At 64.2% G+C, this 19,406-nt stretch carries 17 protein-coding genes; 9 read left to right on the forward strand and 8 right to left on the reverse strand.

The annotated features are described in order from the left end of the window. Positions 1-57 precede the first annotated feature (57 nt). From EB815_RS09945 to EB815_RS09965, 5 genes are all read right to left on the reverse strand, one after another. Complete coding sequence (locus EB815_RS09945) at positions 58-702, reverse strand: TetR/AcrR family transcriptional regulator (protein WP_056577656.1); 645 nt, start codon at positions 700-702, stop codon at positions 58-60. A 92-nt stretch (positions 703-794) separates the two neighbouring features. Beyond that, on the reverse strand, positions 795-1,571 hold the full coding sequence (locus EB815_RS09950) for an SDR family NAD(P)-dependent oxidoreductase (protein WP_056577938.1): 777 nt from the start codon (positions 1,569-1,571) through the stop codon (positions 795-797). Positions 1,572-1,583: 12 nt separating this feature from the next. Further along, positions 1,584-2,618: a phosphotransferase family protein gene (locus tag EB815_RS09955; protein WP_056577654.1), complete on the reverse strand. Its 1,035-nt coding sequence runs from the start codon at positions 2,616-2,618 to the stop codon at positions 1,584-1,586. After that, positions 2,615-3,100 carry a MaoC family dehydratase gene (locus tag EB815_RS09960; RefSeq protein ID WP_019861112.1) on the reverse strand — a complete coding sequence of 162 codons (486 nt, stop codon included), beginning with the start codon at positions 3,098-3,100 and terminating at the stop codon, positions 2,615-2,617. Before EB815_RS09960 ends, EB815_RS09955 begins: the two co-directional genes overlap by 4 nt. A 39-nt stretch (positions 3,101-3,139) precedes the next feature. Beyond that, a complete protein-coding gene (locus EB815_RS09965) occupies positions 3,140-3,955 on the reverse strand; it encodes an SDR family oxidoreductase (protein WP_056577652.1) in 816 nt (271 codons plus the stop codon). A gap of 120 nt (positions 3,956-4,075) precedes the next feature. Between EB815_RS09965 and EB815_RS09970 the strand changes: the two genes are divergently transcribed. From EB815_RS09970 to EB815_RS09995, 6 genes are all read left to right on the forward strand, one after another. Further along, positions 4,076-5,317: an acyl-CoA dehydrogenase family protein gene (locus EB815_RS09970; RefSeq protein ID WP_056577651.1), complete on the forward strand. Its 1,242-nt coding sequence runs from the start codon at positions 4,076-4,078 to the stop codon at positions 5,315-5,317. A gap of 53 nt (positions 5,318-5,370) precedes the next feature. Beyond that, positions 5,371-6,408 (forward strand): zinc-binding dehydrogenase, encoded by a 1,038-nt coding sequence (locus EB815_RS09975; protein WP_056577650.1) that lies wholly within the window; start codon positions 5,371-5,373, stop codon positions 6,406-6,408. A 220-nt stretch (positions 6,409-6,628) separates the two neighbouring features. Then, entirely contained in the window at positions 6,629-7,825 is a 1,197-nt protein-coding gene (locus EB815_RS09980; protein ID WP_056577648.1) for a glycosyltransferase family 87 protein, read from the forward strand. Further along, positions 7,818-8,804, forward strand: a complete 987-nt coding sequence (locus tag EB815_RS09985) for a glycosyltransferase family 2 protein (RefSeq protein ID WP_056577646.1) — start codon at positions 7,818-7,820, stop codon at positions 8,802-8,804. Before EB815_RS09980 ends, EB815_RS09985 begins: the two co-directional genes overlap by 8 nt. Then, positions 8,801-9,616 (forward strand): ChbG/HpnK family deacetylase, encoded by an 816-nt coding sequence (locus EB815_RS09990; protein WP_056577643.1) that lies wholly within the window; start codon positions 8,801-8,803, stop codon positions 9,614-9,616. Before EB815_RS09985 ends, EB815_RS09990 begins: the two co-directional genes overlap by 4 nt. After that, positions 9,613-10,023 carry a GtrA family protein gene (locus EB815_RS09995; RefSeq protein WP_056577641.1) on the forward strand — a complete coding sequence of 137 codons (411 nt, stop codon included), beginning with the start codon at positions 9,613-9,615 and terminating at the stop codon, positions 10,021-10,023. The genes EB815_RS09990 and EB815_RS09995 overlap by 4 nt, the downstream gene beginning before the upstream one ends. A gap of 63 nt (positions 10,024-10,086) precedes the next feature. Here the strand turns inward: EB815_RS09995 and EB815_RS10000 are convergent, their stop codons facing one another. From EB815_RS10000 to EB815_RS10010, 3 genes are all read right to left on the reverse strand, one after another. After that, positions 10,087-13,218, reverse strand: a complete 3,132-nt coding sequence (locus tag EB815_RS10000; protein ID WP_056577639.1) for an efflux RND transporter permease subunit — start codon at positions 13,216-13,218, stop codon at positions 10,087-10,089. Next, the gene (locus EB815_RS10005) at positions 13,215-14,375 is read right to left on the reverse strand and encodes an efflux RND transporter periplasmic adaptor subunit (protein WP_056577636.1); all 1,161 of its coding nucleotides are present in this window, start codon (positions 14,373-14,375) and stop codon (positions 13,215-13,217) included. The genes EB815_RS10000 and EB815_RS10005 overlap by 4 nt, the downstream gene beginning before the upstream one ends. 191 nt (positions 14,376-14,566) lie before the next feature. Beyond that, positions 14,567-15,394, reverse strand: a complete 828-nt coding sequence (locus EB815_RS10010) for a MurR/RpiR family transcriptional regulator (protein ID WP_056577634.1) — start codon at positions 15,392-15,394, stop codon at positions 14,567-14,569. Positions 15,395-15,530: 136 nt separating this feature from the next. On the opposite strand from EB815_RS10010, the gene EB815_RS10015 reads away from it, so the two are divergent. The 3 genes from EB815_RS10015 to EB815_RS10025 all read left to right on the forward strand — a co-directional run bounded on the left by EB815_RS10015 (position 15,531) and on the right by EB815_RS10025 (position 19,385). Further along, positions 15,531-16,349, forward strand: coding sequence for an N-formylglutamate amidohydrolase (locus tag EB815_RS10015; RefSeq protein ID WP_056577632.1), 819 nt, complete (start codon positions 15,531-15,533; stop codon positions 16,347-16,349). Positions 16,350-16,370: 21 nt separating this feature from the next. Beyond that, positions 16,371-17,927: an amino acid permease gene (locus EB815_RS10020; protein ID WP_056577630.1), complete on the forward strand. Its 1,557-nt coding sequence runs from the start codon at positions 16,371-16,373 to the stop codon at positions 17,925-17,927. A gap of 87 nt (positions 17,928-18,014) precedes the next feature. Further along, positions 18,015-19,385, forward strand: a complete 1,371-nt coding sequence (locus EB815_RS10025) for a glutamine synthetase family protein (protein ID WP_056577936.1) — start codon at positions 18,015-18,017, stop codon at positions 19,383-19,385. Positions 19,386-19,406: the final 21 nt, after the last annotated feature.

A 19,406-nucleotide genomic window follows, 5' to 3' on the forward strand; every position in this document is an offset into this window, starting at 1 on the left:
TACCCTCGGTTGGTTCGAAAGGGTGGCGAGGAAGCATGGAAAGGAAGGAGATGTCGTTCAGCAGTTGACCGGTGTGTCGGTCAGTGGCGGCACGTTCTGCGTGCTGAGTGCGGCCAGTTGGAAATCGCACATGCGTTTCACGAAAGCATGCGGGTCGCCGAAGGGATAGAAGGGAAAGGTGATCAGCAGCGAGATCGTGCCGTGGCCGACCGCCCACAGCATGGTGGCAATGGCGCGTGGATCGCCTTGCAATTTTCCGGCGGCGACGCAGGCTTCGACCCGCGTGATCAGCACCTTCATCGCCGGGTTGGCCTCGTGCATTTCTTCAAAACTCCGACCTTCCGGCGGCCTGGTCTTTTCGGTCATGAAGACGGTGCGGTATTCATTGGGGTTGCCGAGCCCGAAGGCTGCATACTCGGTCATCACCGCCTGCAAAGCCTCGATCGGATCGTCGGACGGATGCTCCTCGATGCGGCGGGCAAGGGTCTCGAATGCATCCTCTGCCAGCGCGAACAGGATGTCCTGCTTGTCGGCGAAGTAGGAATAGACCGACATCGGCGCATAGCCGACCCGCTTGGCCAGCTTGCGGATGGTCAGGCCCTCATAGCCTTCTTCCTGGACAAGCTTGTGCGCGGCCTCGACCAGTTCAGAGCGCAGCTCGGCCTTTTGTTTTTCGCGGCGTGTCTGGACGCTCGGCGGCAAGATTCCGTGCCTTCCTTGGGTTGGTGCGTGGCTAAATTATATACGCTGTACGGAAACGGACAAGGGCGTCACAGGTTCCCACACGGCAGGCTTCAGATGGCACCGACACCGCCGTCGACGGCCAGTGCATGGCCGGTCATGAACGAGTTGGCCGGGTCGGCGGCGAACAGGATGGCGGTGATGATTTCGTCGACCTCGGCCACGCGCCTCATCGGTACGCCCCGTGTCAGCTCGGCCAGGGCCTCCGCCTCCGGTGCGCCGGAGATGCGCACGAAGCCGTCCACCATCGCCGTCCTTGTATGCGCCGGGCAGACGGCGTTGATGCGCAAGCCCTTGCTGGCATATTCGATCGCTGCCGAGCGGGTCAGGCCGACGACGCCATGCTTGGCGGCGGCGTAGATCGAGAGTTTCGGTGCGCCGGACAGGCCGGCGGCCGAGGCGATGTTGACGATGGCGCCACCCTTGGCCGTGGACCTGAACTGTCGTTCCATCTGAGGGATCTGGTGCTTCATGGCGTAGAAGACGCCAAGCAGGTCGATCTCCAGCACGCGGCGGGCTTCGTCCGATGGCACCTGTGGCAGGCGCACGAAACTCTGGACGATGCCGGCATTGTTGACGGCGACATCGAGCCGGCCGAATTTCCCGACCGCCAGCCCGACCAGATCCTCGGACAGTTTCTCGTCCGCGATGTCGCCGGCAAGCGTCGCCGTTTCGGCCTGCAGCGTCGCGGCGAGATCGGCGAGCGCCCTTTCGTCGATGTCCGACAGCACCAGCCGCGCTCCCTCGGCGGCGAAGCCTTTCGCGGCACCACGACCGAGCCCGCCGGTGGCACCCGTGATCAGCACCGTTGCTCCGTCAAAGCGGCCCATCATGGCTCCCCATCATCTCTGCTCGTCGATCAGTTCCGCCGCGAGACGCGAAAGCAGCTTCACCGCCTCGCCATAGGTCCTGGCCTTTTCGGGGTTGGAGGCAGTGCCATCCAGCGCGCGCCTGTAGACACCCTGGCAGATCGCCGCCAACCGGAAGAAGGAGAAAGCGAGGAAAAAGGTCCAGTTGCCGATGCCATCCAGCCCTCGCCGGCGGCAATAAGCGGCGACGTAGGCCTCTTCGGAGGGTAACCCGAGCGCGGCGCGGTCGATACCGCCCAGGCCGCGAAAGCCGGAAGCATGCGGCAGACGCCATTGCATGCATTGATAGGCTATGTCGGCGAAGGGGTGGCCTGATGTCGACAGTTCCCAGTCGAGCACCGCCAGTACCCTTGGCTGGTCCGGCGCGAAGATCAGATTGTCCAGCCGGTAGTCGCCATGCACAAGAGAGACACGGCCGTCATCCGCGGGCATGTGCGTTTCGAGCCAGGCGATCAGCCGGTCCATGTCGGCGATGGTGCCGGTTTCCGAGGCGCGATACTGCCCGGTCCAGCGTGCCAGCTGCCGTTCGAAATAATTGCCCGGCCGGCCGAAATCGGCGAGACCCACGGCCTCGACCTCGACATCGTGCAGGGCGGCGAGCGTGGAGTTCATGGCGTCGTAGATCGCGGCGCGCTCGTCATTGTCGCGCGCCTCGGGCAGGGCCGGATCCCAGAGGATGCGGCCGTCGAGGAAATCCATGACGTAGAACATGCGGCCGATCGGCGAGTCCTCCGCCGACAGATGCAGCATTTGGGGCACCGGCACGGCGGTGCCGGCCAGCGCCTCCATCACGCGGAATTCGCGGTCGACCTGATGCGCCGATTTCAGCAATTGTCCGGGCGGCTTGGCACGCAGCACGTAGCGGCCGCTGGCCGCCGTCAGGAGATAGGTCGGGTTGGACTGGCCGGATTTGAACTTCTCGATTGACGCGAGCCCGTAAAAGCCCGGGATTTCCGCCTCGAGATAAGGCGCAAGCGCTGTCTGGTCGAGCGCGTTGGCGTCGCTCATGCGGTCTCGGGCTGGCGTTCGATCAGGGTCAGCGTCAGCCAGCGGGCTGTCAGCGCCGGCTTCTTCGAGCCCTCGATCTCGATCGTCACGTCGTGCGCCGTCTGCACCCAACCCGAGGGCCTCACCTTGACGTCGGCCAGCACGAAACGGGTGCGGATGCGCGCGCCGGTCTTCACCGGGGCCAGGAAGCGCAGCGAATCGAAGCCATGGTTGACGCCCATCTTGCCGTTTTCCAGCGGCGGCATGGTCTCGAACGTCATCGCTGAAAGCAGCGACAGCGACAGGAAGCCATGCGCGATGGTGCCGCCGAACGGCGTCTCGCGCTTGGCCCGCTCGGGGTCGCAGTGGATGAACTGGTGGTCGTCGGTGGCGTCCGCGAACTGGTCGATCATGCGTTGCGTGACCACCCGCCACGGTGAGACGCCGACTTCCTTGCCGACACTGGCCAGAAGCACATCGAGACTGATTGGTTCCACGCTCATGTCCTCCAGTTCACCTCCGGCTTCTGCGGCCGGAAAATGTCATTCCTTGAACAAGGTCAATCCATGCTGCACCGACTGCCCGCCGTCGATCGGCAGGATGGCGCCGGTGACATAGCTGCCTGCACGGCTGCACAAATAGAGCGTTGCGCCGGCAATGTCATCCGGTGCGCCGATACGGCCGATCGGAACGTGGCTGCCGACATGCCTGGCCTGCTCATCCGTGCCGGTGGCAAAAGCCGTCATGCGGCTCTGGAAGGGGCCGGGGGCAAAGGCATTGACGGTGATGCGGCGGGCGGCGAACTCAAGCGCGAGCGTACGCGTCAGGTGATGCACCGCGGCCTTGGACGCCGTGTAGGAATAGGCATCGTCGGCCAGCGGCTGCGTGCCCATCACGGAACCCAGATTGATCACCCGGGCCGGATCGCCATCGCTGGCGGCGGCTTCGAGCAGCGGCAGCAATTCGCGCGTCAGATGGAAGACCGCGGTGACATTGACGCCGAAAACCTTCGCCCATGCCGAATAAGGGAAATTTTCCAGCGGCGCTCCCCAGGAAACGCCGGCATTGTTGATCAGAATATCGAGTTTTCCGGTCCGCGCCTTGACCTCGGCGACGAGTGCGGCGATGCCAGCCTCACTCGAGACGTCGCCGGCAAAGCCCTCGGCCCGGCCTGGCGCGCCAAGCCCGTTCAGTTCGGCGGCGACCTTGATGCAATCCTCGCCCTTGCGCGAAGCGATCATCACGCCGGCGCCGGCTCTCACCAACGCCGTTGCCGCCATGCGGCCGATGCCGGTTGCCGCTCCCGTTACCAGCGCTGTCTTGCCGGCCACGGAAAACAGCTCGTCGAGATAGGCCATTCCAATCCTCCACGCTTCGCCTCGTCGTCGGGCAAAGAGTTCGCGTTGACAAGGCTATCCGAAGTACGGTCATCCTTGCCACGGGTAAAATGCCCGGCCTGCATGAAGGGTTAGCGACCGATGACGGAGATGAATCTCGGCATGACCGAGCGGCTGAAGCCGATCCACGCCCGCGTCGCGGCCATGGTGCGCGACGAGATCATGCCGCTCGACAAGGAATTCCTGGGCGAAGTGGGCAAGGCAGGCGACCGCTGGGTCTACAGCGCGCGCCAAAGCGAGATCCTCGAAGGGCTGAAGAAGACCGCAAGGGAGCGCGGCCTGTGGAACTTCTGGCTGACCGGCTCGGATCGCGGCTACGGCCTTTCCACTGTCGAATACGCCTATCTGGCCGAGGAGATGGGCAAGGCGCATTTGGGCGCCGAGACCTTCAACTGCTCGGCGCCCGACACCGGCAACATGGAAGTGCTGGAACGCTACGGTTCGGCCGACCACAAGAAAACGTGGCTGGAACCGTTGCTCGAGGGCAAGATCCGCTCGGCCTATCTGATGACCGAACCTGACGTGGCATCATCCGACGCCACCAACATTTCGATGCGTTGCGAGCGGCAGGGCGACGACTACGTCCTCAACGGCGAAAAATGGTGGGCGTCGGGCGCCGGCGACCCACGCTGCGCCATCTATATCGTCATGGTGCGGACCGGTGGCGACGAGGAACCGCGGCACCGCCGCCATTCGATGATCCTGGTGCCTTCGGACACAAAGGGCGTGACCAAGGTTCGCGCCATGCAGGTTTATGGCGACGATGACGCGCCGCATGGCCACATGCACCTTCGCTTCGACAATGTCCGGGTCCCGGCCTCGAACCTCGTTCTTGGCGAGGGCAGGGGGTTCGAGATCGCGCAAGGACGGCTCGGCCCCGGCCGTATCCATCACTGCATGCGCGCCATCGGCCAGGCCGAAATGGCACTGGAGATGCTGTGCCAGCGTTCGGTGCGACGCGAGGCCTTCGGCCAGCCCCTGGCGAAACTCGGCGCCAATTTCGATATCATCGCCGAATGCCGCATGGACATCGAGATGGCCCGGCTGCTCTGCCTCAAGGCGGCGTGGATGATCGACCAGGGCGATGCGCGCGCGGCCGCCCCCTGGATCAGCCAGATCAAGGTTATCGCGCCGCGCGTCGCGCTGAGGATCACCGACGAGGCGGTGCAGATGTTCGGCGCGCAAGGCATCAGCCAGGATACGCCGCTGGCGCGCTCATGGACGCATCTGCGCACGCTGCGTCTCGCCGACGGGCCCGACGCCGTGCATCGCCGCCAGGTGGCGCGGACTGAGCTGAGGAAATACACGCAGGAGAAGATTTGAGCAGCTCGGCCCGCCGCATTCGCGGATTTCGCTGACAACCAAGGAGTGTGACAATGACCATTCCCTCCGAAATGAAGGCGCTGCTCCTGGTCGGTGACGGCTACACCAGGACGCCGAGCGGCAGCGTGCTCGAGGCGATGGAGCCCTATCTCGAACGGGGTAGCATCGCGGTGCCGGCGCCTGGACCGAGCCAGGTGCTGATCAAGGTCAGCCTGGCCTCGATCAATCCCTCCGACGTCGCCTTCATCAAGGGCCAGTACGGCCAGCCGCGCGTCAAGGGCCGTCCGGCTGGCTTCGAGGGGGTCGGCACCATCGTTGCCGGTGGCGACGAACCTTATCCGAAAAACCTCGTCGGCAAGCGCGTCGCCTTCGCCACCGGCCTCAGCAACTGGGGCTCGTGGGCGGAATACGCCGTCGCCGAGGCAGCGGCCTGCATTCCGCTGCTCGACACGGTGCGCGACGAGGACGGCGCGGCGATGATCGTCAATCCGCTCACCGCGATCGCCATGTTCGACATCGTCAAACAGGAGGGCGAAAAGGCCTTCGTCATGACCGCCGGCGCCAGCCAGCTCTGCAAGCTGATCATCGGCCTCGCCAAGGAGGAAGGCTTCCGCCCTGTCGTCACCGTGCGGCGCGACGAGCAGATCGCGCTGTTGAAGGAGATCGGCGCTACCCATGTGCTCAACGAGAAGGCGCCGGATTTCGAGGCCACGCTGCGCGAGGTGATGAAAGCCGAACAGCCGCGCATCTTCCTCGATGCTGTCACCGGGCCGCTGGCTTCCGCCATCTTCAATGCCATGCCGAAACGGGCGCGCTGGATCATCTATGGCCGGCTCGACACGGACGCCACGGTCATCCGCGAGCCCGGCCAGTTGATCTTCCAGCACAAGCATATCGAAGGCTTTTGGCTGAGCGAATGGATGCGGCAATTCAAGGAGCGGCGCGCTCCCGCGATCCTGGAAGCGCAGAAGCGTTTTTCCGACGGACGCTGGTCGACCGACGTCACGGCCGTCGTGCCGCTCGCCGAGGCAATCGCGCGGGTGCCGGCGGAGCTCGCCAAGCCCAATGGCAAGGTGTTCATTCGGCCTTGATGCCGTTCGAAGGAGTGCGGGAGCGCGAAATAGAAGGCTTTCCGAACACCTTTCCCAGCGAGGTCGTTGCAATGCCTGACCATCCGCGACGTCCCGCGAAGTTGATGGCCGCGTCTTTCAGCCCCCTATGCCGTGCTGCTTTGTCCGTGATATGCCGCCGCCATCGAATACCGGGACAGTGCCCGACTGAGCCTGTCCCGGATGTTGTTGGGGTGTCTTGATGACGATGTCCAAGCCGGTTTTCGACCGTTTGGGACTTGGCCTGTGGATCGGAGCGTTCCTGGTCGTTCTTGTCCTGGTCTTGTGGTCGCCCCATACGCGGACGGTCTGGCAAGCCTATATAGACGGCAGCGAGGCGCTGCTGGCCCGCCGGCCGCTCTACAATATCCAGTCCGAGATGGGATATCTCTATGCGCCGGCCTTTGCCGCGCTCTATGTTCCGATGGTCAAGCTCGGCCCGCATCTGGGCGGCCTGGTATGGCATACTATCGGTTTCGCGGCGCTGACCTTTGCCGCGATGCGGCAGGTGCGCAAACTCGGCGGCGGGGAATTGCCATGGCTGCTTTCCTTCGGGCTGTTCCTTGCCCTGCCGATGGCGTTGGGTGCGATCCGTAACGGCCAGGCGACTATCCTTTTGACCGGTGCCTGCTGGCTTCTCACTTTGTCGGCGCTCGAAGGACGGCGCGCCGAAACCTTTTTCTGGGCTTCGCTTGCCATCATAGCCAAGCCGACCGCGGTCATCATGCTGTTGCTGGTGGGAGCCCTGCGTTTCCGGCTGATACCGGTGCTCGTGCTGGCGGTGCTGTTCGTGCTCGCCTTACCCTACGCTTTCGCGCCCGCCGGCTATCTCAACGACCAATATCGTGATTTCGCCGGGATGCTGACCTCGATGGCGGTCGACAACACCAGCCATTTTGTCCCCACTGACTTCACGGCGCCGTTCACCAAAATGGGGCTGCCCATCCCGGAATCCGGCGCCACGATCGTGCGCATCGTCATGGCCCTGTTTACGCTTTCAGCCGTCATCTGGTTTGACCGCAAGCTCGAACGCGGAACGGCCGGCCTCGCCATCTTCCTGACGGCTACGTTCTACATGTGCGTCTTCAACCCGCGCGTCGAGCCCAACACCTATGCCATGATCGCCGTGCCAGCCGGTCTCGCTATTGCCCTGTTGTGGCGCGAGGAACGAGGCGGCATGTTGGCCTCGGTGCTGTCCGTGATGCTGCTCCTGACAGGCTTGACGGGCGTCGAGCGCCATATCCAGGATTTCACGTACCCCTGGTTCCGGCCGATCGCGGTCACCCTTATCGCCGGTTCGCTGATCTGGTGGTTTTGGGCGAGATCCGGCAACAAGAGGGCGCGAGACATGATGACGCGAGACAAGATGATGAATGAGAGGCCTGTCGCAAATGGCTGAGTCGCGGCCTGTTCTCGATATCGTGGCGCCGTTCTTGAACGAGGCGCAATCGGCATCGGCTTTTGCCGCATTGCTCGACAAGCTTGAAGCCGCGGTGGCGCAGCTTTTCGGCATGGACGTCCACAAGATCCTGGTCGATGACGGCAGTCGCGACGATGGCGCCGAGCGGTTTTCGCGGGCGCTGTCGGGTTCCTGGGAGATCGTGCGGCTCAGCCGCAATTTCGGCAAGGAGGTCGCGGTGCTCGCCGGCCTCGACCGGTCGCGCGGCGACATGGCGCTGGTCATGGATGCCGACCTCCAGCATTCGATGGACACCAGCCTGAAGATGATCGCGGAGCTGGTGGAAAACCCCGATATCGATGTCGTCTACGCGCAGAACGACCGCCGGGAGGCGAGCTGGCGGCGCTCCCAGCTGGCGCGGCTTTTCTACAGCCTGATCAACAGCAGCCAGCGTTTCGACATTCCCGAGAATGCGGGAGATTTTCGCGTCATGCGTGGTGCCGTGGTGCGCGCGCTGACGAGCCTGCGCGACAAGCGGCGCTTCAACAAGGGCCTGTTCGCCTGGGCCGGCTTCCGCCAGAAAGCCATACAATATTCGCCCGAGAGCCGTGCCACCGGGACGTCGAAATGGAGCCGGCTCAACCTGATCGCCTTCTCGCTGGAAGGGTTTACCTCCTTTTCCGTCATTCCGTTGCGCATCATCAGCCTGAGCGGGATGCTGGCGGCATTGGCGGGCCTCGTCTACGGAGCCAAGGTCTTCTTCGAGGTGATGTTCTACGGCATCGCCGTTCCCGGCTATCCCAGCCTCATGGTCGCCGTCGTCCTGCTCGGCGGCCTCAACCTCACCTTGCTTGGCCTGATCGGCGAATATGTCTGGGTCACGCTCTCGGAAAGCAAGGACCGGCCGGTCTATATCGTGCGCGATGTCATGCGCGGCGAGATGGCCCCTGACAGGCCGCCGGGCGCTTCCGGAACATGACGCGGCGCATCCGCCTGATCGCCGACGATTACGGCCTGGCACCCGGCGTCTGCACCGGGATTCTCGACCTGCTCGATCGCGGACGCCTGACCGGCACCAGCTGCATGACCGGCTTTCCGGAATGGCCTGACGCGGCGGCGCGTATCAAGCCGCTGTGCGGCCGCGCGGCGGTCGGTCTGCACCTGACCCTCACCGACCAGCCGGCCATCACCGGCCGGTCGAGCCTGGCGCCGGACGGCCGGCTGCCGCCGCTGCGTTCGCTGGCATTGCCGGTCCTGCGCGGCCGCGTCGACGCGCGGGACGTCCATGCCGAGCTCGACGCGCAGTACAACCGCTTCGTCGAGGCGTTGGGCCGCCAGCCTGACTTCATCGACGGGCACCAGCACGTGCATTTCCTGCCGGCCGTGCGCACATGGCTGCGGGCGCGGTTTTCCGAAGGCGGCAGGCCGGCGCTGCGTGGTGCCCCGGCAATTGGCGGGGCCGCGGTGGCGCCTAAAGTCGCGGCAATCGCTGCCTTGGCCGCCGGCTTCAACCGGTCGATGGCGCGCGCCGGCTTCATCGTTTTCGAGCCGCTCGCGGGCATCTACGACTGGCGGCAACCCGAAAGATTTGCTCCGGTTCTGCAAGCCTCGGTCGAAGCACTGCCGCAACGGGGCCTGTTCATGTGCCATCCCGGCCATGTCGACGAGACGCTGCGGGCACGCGACCCGATGCAAGGCGTGCGCGAGGTGGAATTCTCGGTCTTGGCCTCGGACGCGTTCGGCGCGAGCCTGGCCCGCGCCGGTGTCGAGATCATGGGCGGCAAGGGATGAGCGGCGCGGACCAGCCCCGCCGTTCGACCGGCAGCAAGATCGTGCGCTTTGCCATTGTCGGGCTGGCGAACACGGCCATCGACCTTGCCGGCTTTTTCCTCCTGCTCAAGCTGCATGTCTCGCCGCTGCCGGCCAATGTCGTCTCGTGGTCCATCGCCGTCGTCTTCTCTTTCGTGGCCAATGGCTTCTGGTCGTTCGAGCGCAACCACGCTATCCGGCTGCATGACGCTTTCCTGCGTTTCGTCTCGCTTGGGGCGCTGATTTCGCTCGGCGTTTCCAGCCTGTCGATCGCACTCTTCGCTGGCATCGCCGGCGTGTGGCCGGCCAAGATCGGCGGTGTCATCGTGGCGGCAGTGCTGAATTTCCTCGCCGCGCGCTGGTCGATCGAGGGCCGGCTGCTGAAATAGCGGTACGGTCTTCCCTGACGAAGCCGCGAGCGGAAAACAGCCATCCCGTTTCCCGGATATTGCCTACTCCGCCGGCTCCATATTGGTGTAGGCGGCTTCCTCGAGCTCACGCTTGAGGCGTGCCTCCTCATGGGTCTTTGGCGTCACGAAACGGCCAAGCAGGAGGTAGGCGACGGGCGTCAGGAACAGCGTCGAGATGGTGGCCAGTCCCAGCCCGCCGACGATCACCCAGCCGAGCGCCACGCGCGCCTCGGCGCCGGCGCCGGCGGCCAGCACCAGCGGCACGCCGCCAAGTATGGTGCAGATCATGGTCATCATAACCGGCCGCAGGCGGATGGTCGAAGCCTGCTCGATCGCTTCGCGCACGCCGAGCCCGCGGTCGCGCAGCTGGTTGGCGAATTCGACGATCAGGATGCCGTTCTTGGCCATGACGCCAACCAGCAGCACCAGGCCGATCTGGCTGTAGGCGTTGAGGCTGGTGCCGGACAAGAGCAGCGCGAAGATCGCACAGGCGAGGCCGAGCGGCACGGTCGCCATGATGATGACGGCGCTGACGAAGCTCTCGAACTGCGCGGCCAGCACCAGAAGGATGATGACCAGCGCGAAGCCGAAGATGGTGACCATGGCGCTGTTGGTCTCGCCCAGCGTCGCGGCCTCGGCCAGCGGCAGGATGCGGCTGCCCGGCGGCAAGAGCGGCGCGGCGATCTCCTCGGCGCGGCTCAGCGCGTCGCCAAGCGCGAAATTGCCCAAGAGGTTGGAGGTGATGGCCACCGATGGCTGCTGCTGCTCGCGCGACAGCGACGGCGGCACGGCGCGTTCGGTCAGCCTGGCGATGGTCGACATCGGCACGAAGCGGCCGTCGCCCGTCTTGAGGAAGACGTTTTCCAGATCGGTCGGATCGTTGATCGGATTGGTGGTGGAGACCAGCTTCACCCCATAGCTGCGGTCGGCGATGTAGACATCGACGACATCATTGCCGTCAAGCATGGCCTGCATGGTGTTGGCGAGCCCCGTGATGTCGATGCCGAGGTCGGAGGCGCGCTCGCGGTCGATGGCGACGGCCAGCTGCGGCTGCGTCGGGTCGATCGACAGGCGCGGCGTCTGGAAGCGCGGGTCCTTCTGCATCTCGGCGATGATCTTGACCGCCGCGTCGCCAAGCGCCTTGCGGTCGTTGCCGACGAGCGCGAACTGCAGGCCGTTGCCGGCGCCGCGGATGCCAAGGCTGTTGGGCTGAACCGGAAAGATGCGCACGCTCGGCACCTGCTTGGTCAGTTGGCTGATCTCGGCCATGATCTCCTGCTGGCTGCGGCTGCGCTCGTTCCAAGGGGCGAGCGTCATCACCATGAAGCCGGAATTGTAGGAGCCGTTCTGGCCGGCATTCTCGAAGGTTGAGCGGATCTCGCCGGAATCGCGCATCGGCTGGATCAGCTTCTCGATCTTCTGCATCTGCTGCGTCGTGTAGTCGAGGCTGACGCCTTGAGGGGCATTGATGCGCAGCAGCACCGCCGCGCGATCCTCGGTCGGCGTCAGTTCCTGGCGGATGGTGCCGAACAGGGTGAAGGCGGTGCCGGCAAACAGCACAGCGACCAGAACCACGATCCAGGGCGCATCGAGGCAGGCGTGCAGCGCGCGCTTGTAGGCGGCATTCAACGCACCACCGATACGGGCGCCGATGCCCTGGCCGCCTTCATGATGGAGCGATGCGTTCGTCAGCATGCGCGAGGCGAGCATCGGACAAAGCGTCAGCGCCACCACGCAGGACAGCAGCACCGACATGGCGAGCACGAAGCCGAATTCGCGGAACAGGCCGCCCGTCTGGCCCGGCAGGAACGAGATCGGCACGAAGACGGCGACCAGCGTCAGCGTCGTGGCGACGACGGCGAAGAACACCTCCTGGGCGCCGAGCACGGCGGCAGCGCGTGGTCCCATGCCTTCGTTGCGCCGTCGCACGATGTTTTCCAGAACGACGATGGCGTCGTCGACGACAAGGCCCGTGGCCAGCACGAGGGCGAGCAGCGTCAGGATGTTGACCGAGAAGCCGGCCAGGTAGATGGCGGCGATGGTGCCGATCATGGCGACCGGCATCGACAGGCCCGGGATCAGCGTCGCGCGCCAGTCGAGCAGGAAGACGTAGATGACGATCAGCACCATGGTGACCGACAGGCCGAGCGCGATCTCGACCTCGTGTACGGCGCCCTTGACGAAGACGGCGTCGTCACTGGTGACTTTGATTGCCATGCCCTTGGGAAGGTTTTCCTGCAGCTTGGCCACGGCGGCCTGGACGCCAGTCGAAATATCCAGCGTGTTCGATTCCGCCTGGCGGATGATGCCGATACCGATGCCGGTCTTGCCATCGGAACGCAACGTGGTCTGGCCGACATCGGGGCCGAGCGTGACGGTGGCGACATCGCGGATGCGCGTCGTGCCGCCGATGATGATGTTTTCGAATTCCTCGGGCGTGGTCACGTCGGCCGTGGTGCGGACGATCAGGTCCTGGTTGGTCGTGGTGATCGAACCGGCGGGCGAATCGAAAGCAACCGAGGCAAGGGCCGCCCTGAGGTCGGCCACGGTGAAACCGAGGCTGGCGAGCTTGTTCTGGTCGACATCGATGCGGAAGATCTTGTCGCGGTCGCCATAGACCTGGACGTCGGCGACGCCAGGCACGGCGGCCAGTTCGTCCTCGATCTGGTCCTGGACCACCACGGTCATGTCCTGGATCGACATGTTGTCCGAGGTCACCGCCAAGCGCATCACTGCGTCGGAATTGGCATCGGCCTTGACGATGCGGGGCGGATCGGCCGTGTCCGGCATCTGATTGGCGACGCGGCCAACGGCATCGCGCACGTCGGAGGCGGCGACGTTGAGGTCGACACCGTCGTTGAACTCGATGGTGACACGGCTCGAGCCGAAGGAGGAGGAAGAAGAGATCGACTTGACGCCGGAGACACGGGCAACGGCGCCTTCGATCGTATCGGTCAGTTCGCGGTCGACGGTCTCGGCGGCCGCCCCCTCGAAAGTGGTCGAAACGGTGACCACCGCGCGGTCGACGTCGGGCAATTCACGGATCTCGACGCCGTAAAAGGCCGCGAGCCCGGCAACCGCGATGAGCACGTTGAGCACGAAGGCCATGACCGGCCTGCGAATGAACAGGGCGGTGAAGCCGGTATCGCTGGCGGCGTTGGCGGGCGCGGTCATGAGCCTTCGGCGGTGTTGGCGGCGCGCTGCTCCTGGCCGGCGATGCGGACCTCACCGCCTTCGCTGACGCTCTGGGTGCCTTCGGTGACCACCATGTCGCCGCTGTCGATCTCCGCGTCGATCAGCACGGTCTCGGTGTTGCGCTGGATGATGCGCACCGGCACGCGTCTGGCCTTGCCGTCCTCGATCTGCCAGACATAGGCGCCGTCCGACCCCCACAGGATCGCCAGCGGGCTGACGGCCGGATAGGTCTCGCCGGGGAATTTCATGGTGATGGAGAACGACATGCCGGCGCGCAGCGAATCAGCCGGATTGGCGATCTTGGCCTTGACCAGCAGCGTGCGGCTCTTCTCGTCGATGTGGTTGTCGATGGCTGAAACCGTGCCGGTATAGGCGTTGCTGGGATTGGCGATCGGCGTCGCGGTCAATTGAGCGCCGACCTTGACGGCGGCGGCGAAGCGCTCGGGCACCTGGAAATCCACCAGGATCGAGGAGCGGTCGTCGAGGGTGGCGATCGCCGACTGGTTGGTCACATAGTTGCCTGCCGATATCGGCAGGATGCCGACAGTGCCGGCGATCGGTGCCAGAATGGAGCGGCGCTGCAGCGCAAGCTCGGCGTCCTGGAGCGCCAGCTTGGCATTCGACAGGGTCACCTCGGCGTCGGCCACCGCCACCGGGGTGGCGGCATTCGAGGCGCGCAGCGACTTGACGCGATCGAGCTTGGATTGCGCGTCCTGCAAAGCGAGTTTCGCCCGGTTCTGGGCGATGATCTCAGTTTCGGAATCGAGCGTCGCGATGATCTGTCCCTTGTCGACATGGCTGCCGGACTCGACCAGCAGTTCGGCAAGGCGGCCGGAACTGTAGGGATTGACGGTCACCGATGCGTTGGCGCGGCCAGTGCCGATCGCCTGCAGGCGATCGTTGATAACAGCCGAGGCGGCCGGCGATGCAACGATGGTGGCAATCTGGGCGCGGTTGCCCCCCGTCTGCCGGGAGCCACCCGCCACCGTTTCTTTCGTTGGAGGTGTCGCGCCATAGGCCCAGTCGATACCCCAGCGTGCCAGCACCTGCGGGGCGCCGGGGTAGAAGCGCGCCCATGCGGCCGCTGCGGCGACCACGATCACAAACGCAAGGACAATCTGTTTCCAGCTCGGCATCGATACTCCAGCGGCAAGAATCGTCTGCCGGTTCCAGATTGAAGAGGATGCAGCGACGATACGGGCTGGCAGCGAACACCGGCCACGCCACACCCGATATCACCGGTTTATGGCAATTATCACGCAATCGTGCACATTAAATCTCGGTAACGTGAAATCCGCGACGCCCGGTTGGAGCGGATGCGATTGGCCTAACGCAGCCCTTCCATCTCGCGGATGCGACGGGCGCCGTCGGCCTCGAGTTGTCTTGTGACGGCGCCGATCAATGTTTCGGCGACGACGAAAAGTGCCGCCGAAGAATCCCATGCCGAGGGCACGGCGGTTCGTCCGGCGATGACATGGCGGGCAAACCGGGCGATCGGCGACAGCCACTGATCGGTGAACAGCACGATCTGGACGCCGCGCTGGTGCGCCTTCTCGGCGAAGCGGACGAGACTGTCCTGGTAGCGCCTGATATCGAAGATCACCAGCACATCCCGCTTGCCCATGTCGATCAGCCGATCGCGCCACATGCTCTCCTGGCCGGCGAGGTGAAAGACATCGGGCTGGATAACGGCAAGATGGGCGGCCATGTAGCGCGCCAGCGGGTCGGTGAAGCGGCCGCCAATCAGAAATGTCTTGCCACGCCGGTCGGCAAGCCGTGCGGCTATGTCGGCAAGCTGCTTGTCGGAGAGGTGGCGGAAGGTCTCGCGCATATTGTCGAGCGTGGCTTCCAGCATCGGCGAGACCGTGCCGCCGCCGGGCGAGGGCGGGTTGAGGGTTCGTATCGCCGGCGATTGCAATTGCGCCGCCAGTTCGTCCTGCAGGGTCGACTGGAATTCCGGATAGTTCTGAAAGCCGAGCCGGGCCACGAAGCGCAGGATCGTCGGCGAGGAGACACCGGCCGCGGCCGAGAATTCGGCGACCGTCTTCAGGCCGATCATCGGATAGCTCGCGATCAGCGTCTGGGCCGCGCGCCGTTCGCCGGCCGGCATCGCGCCAATCCGGTCGGCGATCAGTTCGGCAATGCTGGAAATCATGTTTTCCCCCACCCGCTGGCCCCGCCCACGAGATCGCATTTGACAAAGCCGGGCAAACTGTATGAAATCATCCATAGGGACGCAATGAGGCAAAATACGTAACATACGATACAGCGCTCCCCGGGGACGGCAGACTATGGAGAAAGCACGGCCCGCCAGCCTTGCATCGTCTGATACCGTGGGGGTGACCAACCCTGGCGGATCAAGCCCCTTCGTGCTCACCTGCGATCACGCCTCCAACTTCCTGCCCGCCGAATTCGGTACGCTCGGCCTTGCCGCCGAGGACCTGTCCCGCCACATCGCCTGGGATCCCGGCGCGCTGCCGGTTGCGCTGCGCATGGCGCAGGCGCTCGATGCGACGCTGGTCGAAAGCCGAATTTCGCGCCTCGTCGTCGACTGCAACCGGCCGCTCGATGCGCCGGACCTTGTGCCGCCGGTCAGCGAAACGACGGTCATTCCCGGCAATGCCGGCCTGTCGGAAAAACAGCGCGCGGCGCGGGTCGCCCTGTCATGGCAGCCGTTTCACGGCGCCATCGAGCGCATCGTCGAGGAACGGCTGGCGCGCGGCCAGGAGACCCGGCTGGTTTCCGTGCATTCCTTCACGCCCGTCTACAAGGGCCGCGACCGGCCCTGGCATATCGGCATCATCCACGATGAGGACCGTCGGCTGGCCTCGCCGCTGATATCGGCGCTCAGGCGGCTTGCCGGCATCACCGTCGGCGTCAACGAACCCTATTCGCCAGCCGACCGCGTCTATTTCACGCTGGAACGGCATGCGCGCTCGCGCGGGCTACCCTGCGCGATGATCGAAATCCGCAACGATGAAATCTCCGGCGAGACCGGGCAGCGGAAATGGGCGGATCTGCTCACGGGCATTTTTTCGGATCTGGAACCAGAGGAGGCCACGCGGCCCAGATCGCATTCAGTCAGAAAGTCAGTCCAATCGGCCAGCTGAAAAACAAACAGGGGACTTCCAATGGCAGCACCGGGTTATACAGACGTTGACAAGGCGGAGGACGTCAAGCACCTCCACAGCATGGGCTATGCCCAGGAACTGGAGCGGCGGCTAAGCCGCTTTTCGAATTTCGCGGTTTCTTTCTCGATCATCTGCATCCTGTCGGGCGGTATCAATTCGCTGGCCCAGGCAACCTCCGGCGCCGGCGGCATCGGTATCGGCATCGGCTGGCTGGTCGGCTGCTTCGTGTCGCTGACCTTTGCCGTTGCCATGTCGCAGATCAGCTCGGCCTATCCGACGGCGGGCGGCTTGTATCACTGGGGTTCGATCCTCGGCAATCGCGGCACCGGCTGGGTGACCGCCTGGCTCAACCTGCTCGGCCTGATCACCGTGCTGGGCGCCATCAATGTCGGCACCTGGACGTTCTTCGTCGGCGCCTTCGGGCCAGCGCTGGGGATTGACGGCTCGCTGACCAACCAGATGATCTTCCTGGTCATCATCACCGGCGCACAAGCCTTGATCAACCATCTCGGCATCAAGCTGACGGCGAAGCTGACCGACTTCTCGGGCTACCTGATCTTCTTTGGCTCGATCCTGATCGCGGTCGTCTGCTTGTTCTCCGCCGAGACCTGGGATTTCAGCCGTCTCTTCACCTTCCACAACTATTCGGGCGACGCCGGCGCCGGTGTCTGGCCGTCCGTCTCCAATGCATGGGTGTTCGCACTCGGCCTCTTGCTGCCGATCTACACGATCACCGGCTACGACGCTTCGGCCCACACCTCCGAGGAAACCATCAAGGCGGCTTCCTCGGTGCCGCGCGCCATGGTCATGTCGGTGATCTGGTCGGCCGTTTTCGGCTATCTGTTCCTGGCCGCTTTCGTGCTGATGATCCCGAATATGGACGATGCCGCCAAGCAGGGCTGGAACGTATTCTTCTGGGCCTTCGACCAGCGCGTCAGCCCCGGCCTCAAGGAGTTCGTCTACCTCGTCGTGTTCATCGCGCAGCTTCTGTGCGGTCTCGCCACCGTCACTTCGGCGTCGCGCATGATCTTCGCCTTCTCGCGTGACGGCGGCCTGCCCGGCTCGGCGGCACTCGCCAAGGTCAGCCCGACCTATCGCACGCCGGTGGCGGCGATCTGGACGGCATCCATCCTGTCGGTGCTGTTCGTCTGGGGCTCGACGCTGGTTTCGGTCGCCGGGACCTCGGCCTACACCATCGTGGTGTCCTGCACCGTCATCTTCCTGTTCCTGTCCTTCACCGTGCCGATCGTGCTCGGGATGCTGGCCTGGGGCACGCCGAAGTGGGACAAGATGGGGCCTTGGAACATGGGGCGCGGCGTGTTCATGCTGTTCGCCTTCCTGTCGATCGTGTCGATGATCCTGATCTTCATCATCGGCATCCAGCCGCCGAACGATTGGGCGCTCTACATCACCGTGGGCTTCTTCGTTCTGACGGCGATCGTGTGGTTCGCCTTCGAACGCAACCGCTTCCAGGGGCCGCCGCTCGGCGACATCATCGCGGCGCGTCAGGCGGCGATCAAGGCGGCGGAACAGGCGGTCGGCGAAACCGGCCACTGACCTCGACCATCAAGGCCATGGCCGGCATCGAGCCGGCCATGGTTTCGTTTATCCCTTTCAATGACCAAGCACTGGAGTGCCGAAGGAATGGCCGGAAATTTCTCGTTCGATCAGTTGAAGAAAGCGGTCTCCAGCGGCGAGATCGACACGGTTCTGGCCTGCATCGTCGACATGCAGGGCCGGCTGGCGGGAAAACGGTTCCTGGCGCAGTACTTCGTCGATTCCGCGCATGACGAAACGCATGGCTGCAACTATCTCCTGGCCGCCGACATCGATATGGAGCCGGTGCCCGGCTACAAGGCGGCGAGCTGGTCGAAGGGCTATGGCGATTTCGTCATGAAGCCGGACCTTGCCACGCTGCGGCGCATTCCCTGGCTGGAAAAGACCGCGCTGGTGATCTGTGACGTGCTTGACCACCACACCCATGACGACCTGCCGCATTCGCCGCGCGCGATCCTGAAGAAGCAGGTCAAGCGGCTGCAGGAGCGCGGCTACATCGGCTACTTCGCTTCCGAACTCGAATTCTATCTGTTCAACGAGACCTACGATTCCGCACGCAAGAAGCACTGGCAGGGCCTTGATACCGCTTCGCCCTATATCGGTGACTACCAGATCGGCATCACCACCAAGGAAGAAGGTGTCATGCGCCGGCTTCGCAACGAGATGGAAGCGGCCGGTATCCCGATCGAGAACTCCAAGGGCGAATGGGGCCCGGGCCAGGAAGAGATCAATGTGCGCTACGCCGAAGCGCTCGACATGGCCGACCGGCACGTCATCCTGAAGAACGGCGCCAAGGAGATCGCCGAGTCCGAAGGCAAGGCGATCTCGTTCATGTCCAAGTACAATTACGGGCTCGCCGGCAATTCCAGCCACATCCACAATTCGCTGTGGAGCGCCGACGGCAAGACGCCGCTGTTCTTCGACAAGAAGGCCGACTGGACGCTGTCGACGCTCGGCCAGCAATGGGCGGCAGGGCAACTGAAATACGCCAAGGAATTCACCTGGTTCCTGGCGCCCTACATCAACTCCTACAAGCGTTTCCAGGCCGGCACCTTCGCGCCGACCAAGATCATGTGGAGCGAGGACAACCGCACCGCCGGCTTCCGCCTGTGCGGCGAGGGCACCAAGGGCATCCGCATGGAGTGCCGCATCGGCGGCGCCGACCTCAACCCCTATCTCGCCTTCGCCGCGCTGATCGCCGCCGGCCTTGCCGGCATCGATGAGAAGCTGGAGTTGCAGAAGCCTTTCGTCGGCGATGCCTATCAGGCATCTCGCCTGCCGGAGATCCCGAAGACGTTGCGCGATGCGACCGAGACGCTGGCGAAGTCGAAGATGCTGAAGCAGGCGCTCGGCGAGGACGTGCTCGAACATTATGTCCACACGGCAAAATGGGAGCAGTTCGAATACGACCGCCGCATTACGGATTGGGAACTGCACAGAGGGTTCGAGCGGTACTAGGGTAGCAGCCAACGTCGGCGC

This window comes from Mesorhizobium loti (assembly GCF_013170705.1).
Lineage (GTDB): Bacteria > Pseudomonadota > Alphaproteobacteria > Rhizobiales > Rhizobiaceae > Mesorhizobium > Mesorhizobium loti_D.

Excerpts from the sequence above, each read along its gene's own strand:
- EB815_RS09965 (WP_056577652.1), bottom strand. The coding sequence starts at position 3,955 with ATGGCCTATCTCGACGAGCTGTTTTCCGTGGCCGGCAAGACAGCGCTG.
- EB815_RS09985 (WP_056577646.1), top strand. The coding sequence starts at position 7,818 with ATGGCTGAGTCGCGGCCTGTTCTCGATATCGTGGCGCCGTTCTTGAAC.
- EB815_RS10015 (WP_056577632.1), top strand. The coding sequence starts at position 15,531 with ATGGAGAAAGCACGGCCCGCCAGCCTTGCATCGTCTGATACCGTGGGG.
- EB815_RS09950 (WP_056577938.1), bottom strand. The coding sequence starts at position 1,571 with ATGGGCCGCTTTGACGGAGCAACGGTGCTGATCACGGGTGCCACCGGC.
- EB815_RS09975 (WP_056577650.1), top strand. The coding sequence starts at position 5,371 with ATGACCATTCCCTCCGAAATGAAGGCGCTGCTCCTGGTCGGTGACGGC.
- EB815_RS10025 (WP_056577936.1), top strand. The coding sequence starts at position 18,015 with ATGGCCGGAAATTTCTCGTTCGATCAGTTGAAGAAAGCGGTCTCCAGC.
- EB815_RS09990 (WP_056577643.1), top strand. The coding sequence starts at position 8,801 with ATGACGCGGCGCATCCGCCTGATCGCCGACGATTACGGCCTGGCACCC.
- EB815_RS09960 (WP_019861112.1), bottom strand. The coding sequence starts at position 3,100 with ATGAGCGTGGAACCAATCAGTCTCGATGTGCTTCTGGCCAGTGTCGGC.
- EB815_RS10000 (WP_056577639.1), bottom strand. The coding sequence starts at position 13,218 with ATGACCGCGCCCGCCAACGCCGCCAGCGATACCGGCTTCACCGCCCTG.
- EB815_RS09980 (WP_056577648.1), top strand. The coding sequence starts at position 6,629 with ATGACGATGTCCAAGCCGGTTTTCGACCGTTTGGGACTTGGCCTGTGG.
- EB815_RS09995 (WP_056577641.1), top strand. The coding sequence starts at position 9,613 with ATGAGCGGCGCGGACCAGCCCCGCCGTTCGACCGGCAGCAAGATCGTG.
- EB815_RS10010 (WP_056577634.1), bottom strand. The coding sequence starts at position 15,394 with ATGATTTCCAGCATTGCCGAACTGATCGCCGACCGGATTGGCGCGATG.
- EB815_RS10005 (WP_056577636.1), bottom strand. The coding sequence starts at position 14,375 with ATGCCGAGCTGGAAACAGATTGTCCTTGCGTTTGTGATCGTGGTCGCC.
- EB815_RS09955 (WP_056577654.1), bottom strand. The coding sequence starts at position 2,618 with ATGAGCGACGCCAACGCGCTCGACCAGACAGCGCTTGCGCCTTATCTC.
- EB815_RS10020 (WP_056577630.1), top strand. The coding sequence starts at position 16,371 with ATGGCAGCACCGGGTTATACAGACGTTGACAAGGCGGAGGACGTCAAG.
- EB815_RS09970 (WP_056577651.1), top strand. The coding sequence starts at position 4,076 with ATGACGGAGATGAATCTCGGCATGACCGAGCGGCTGAAGCCGATCCAC.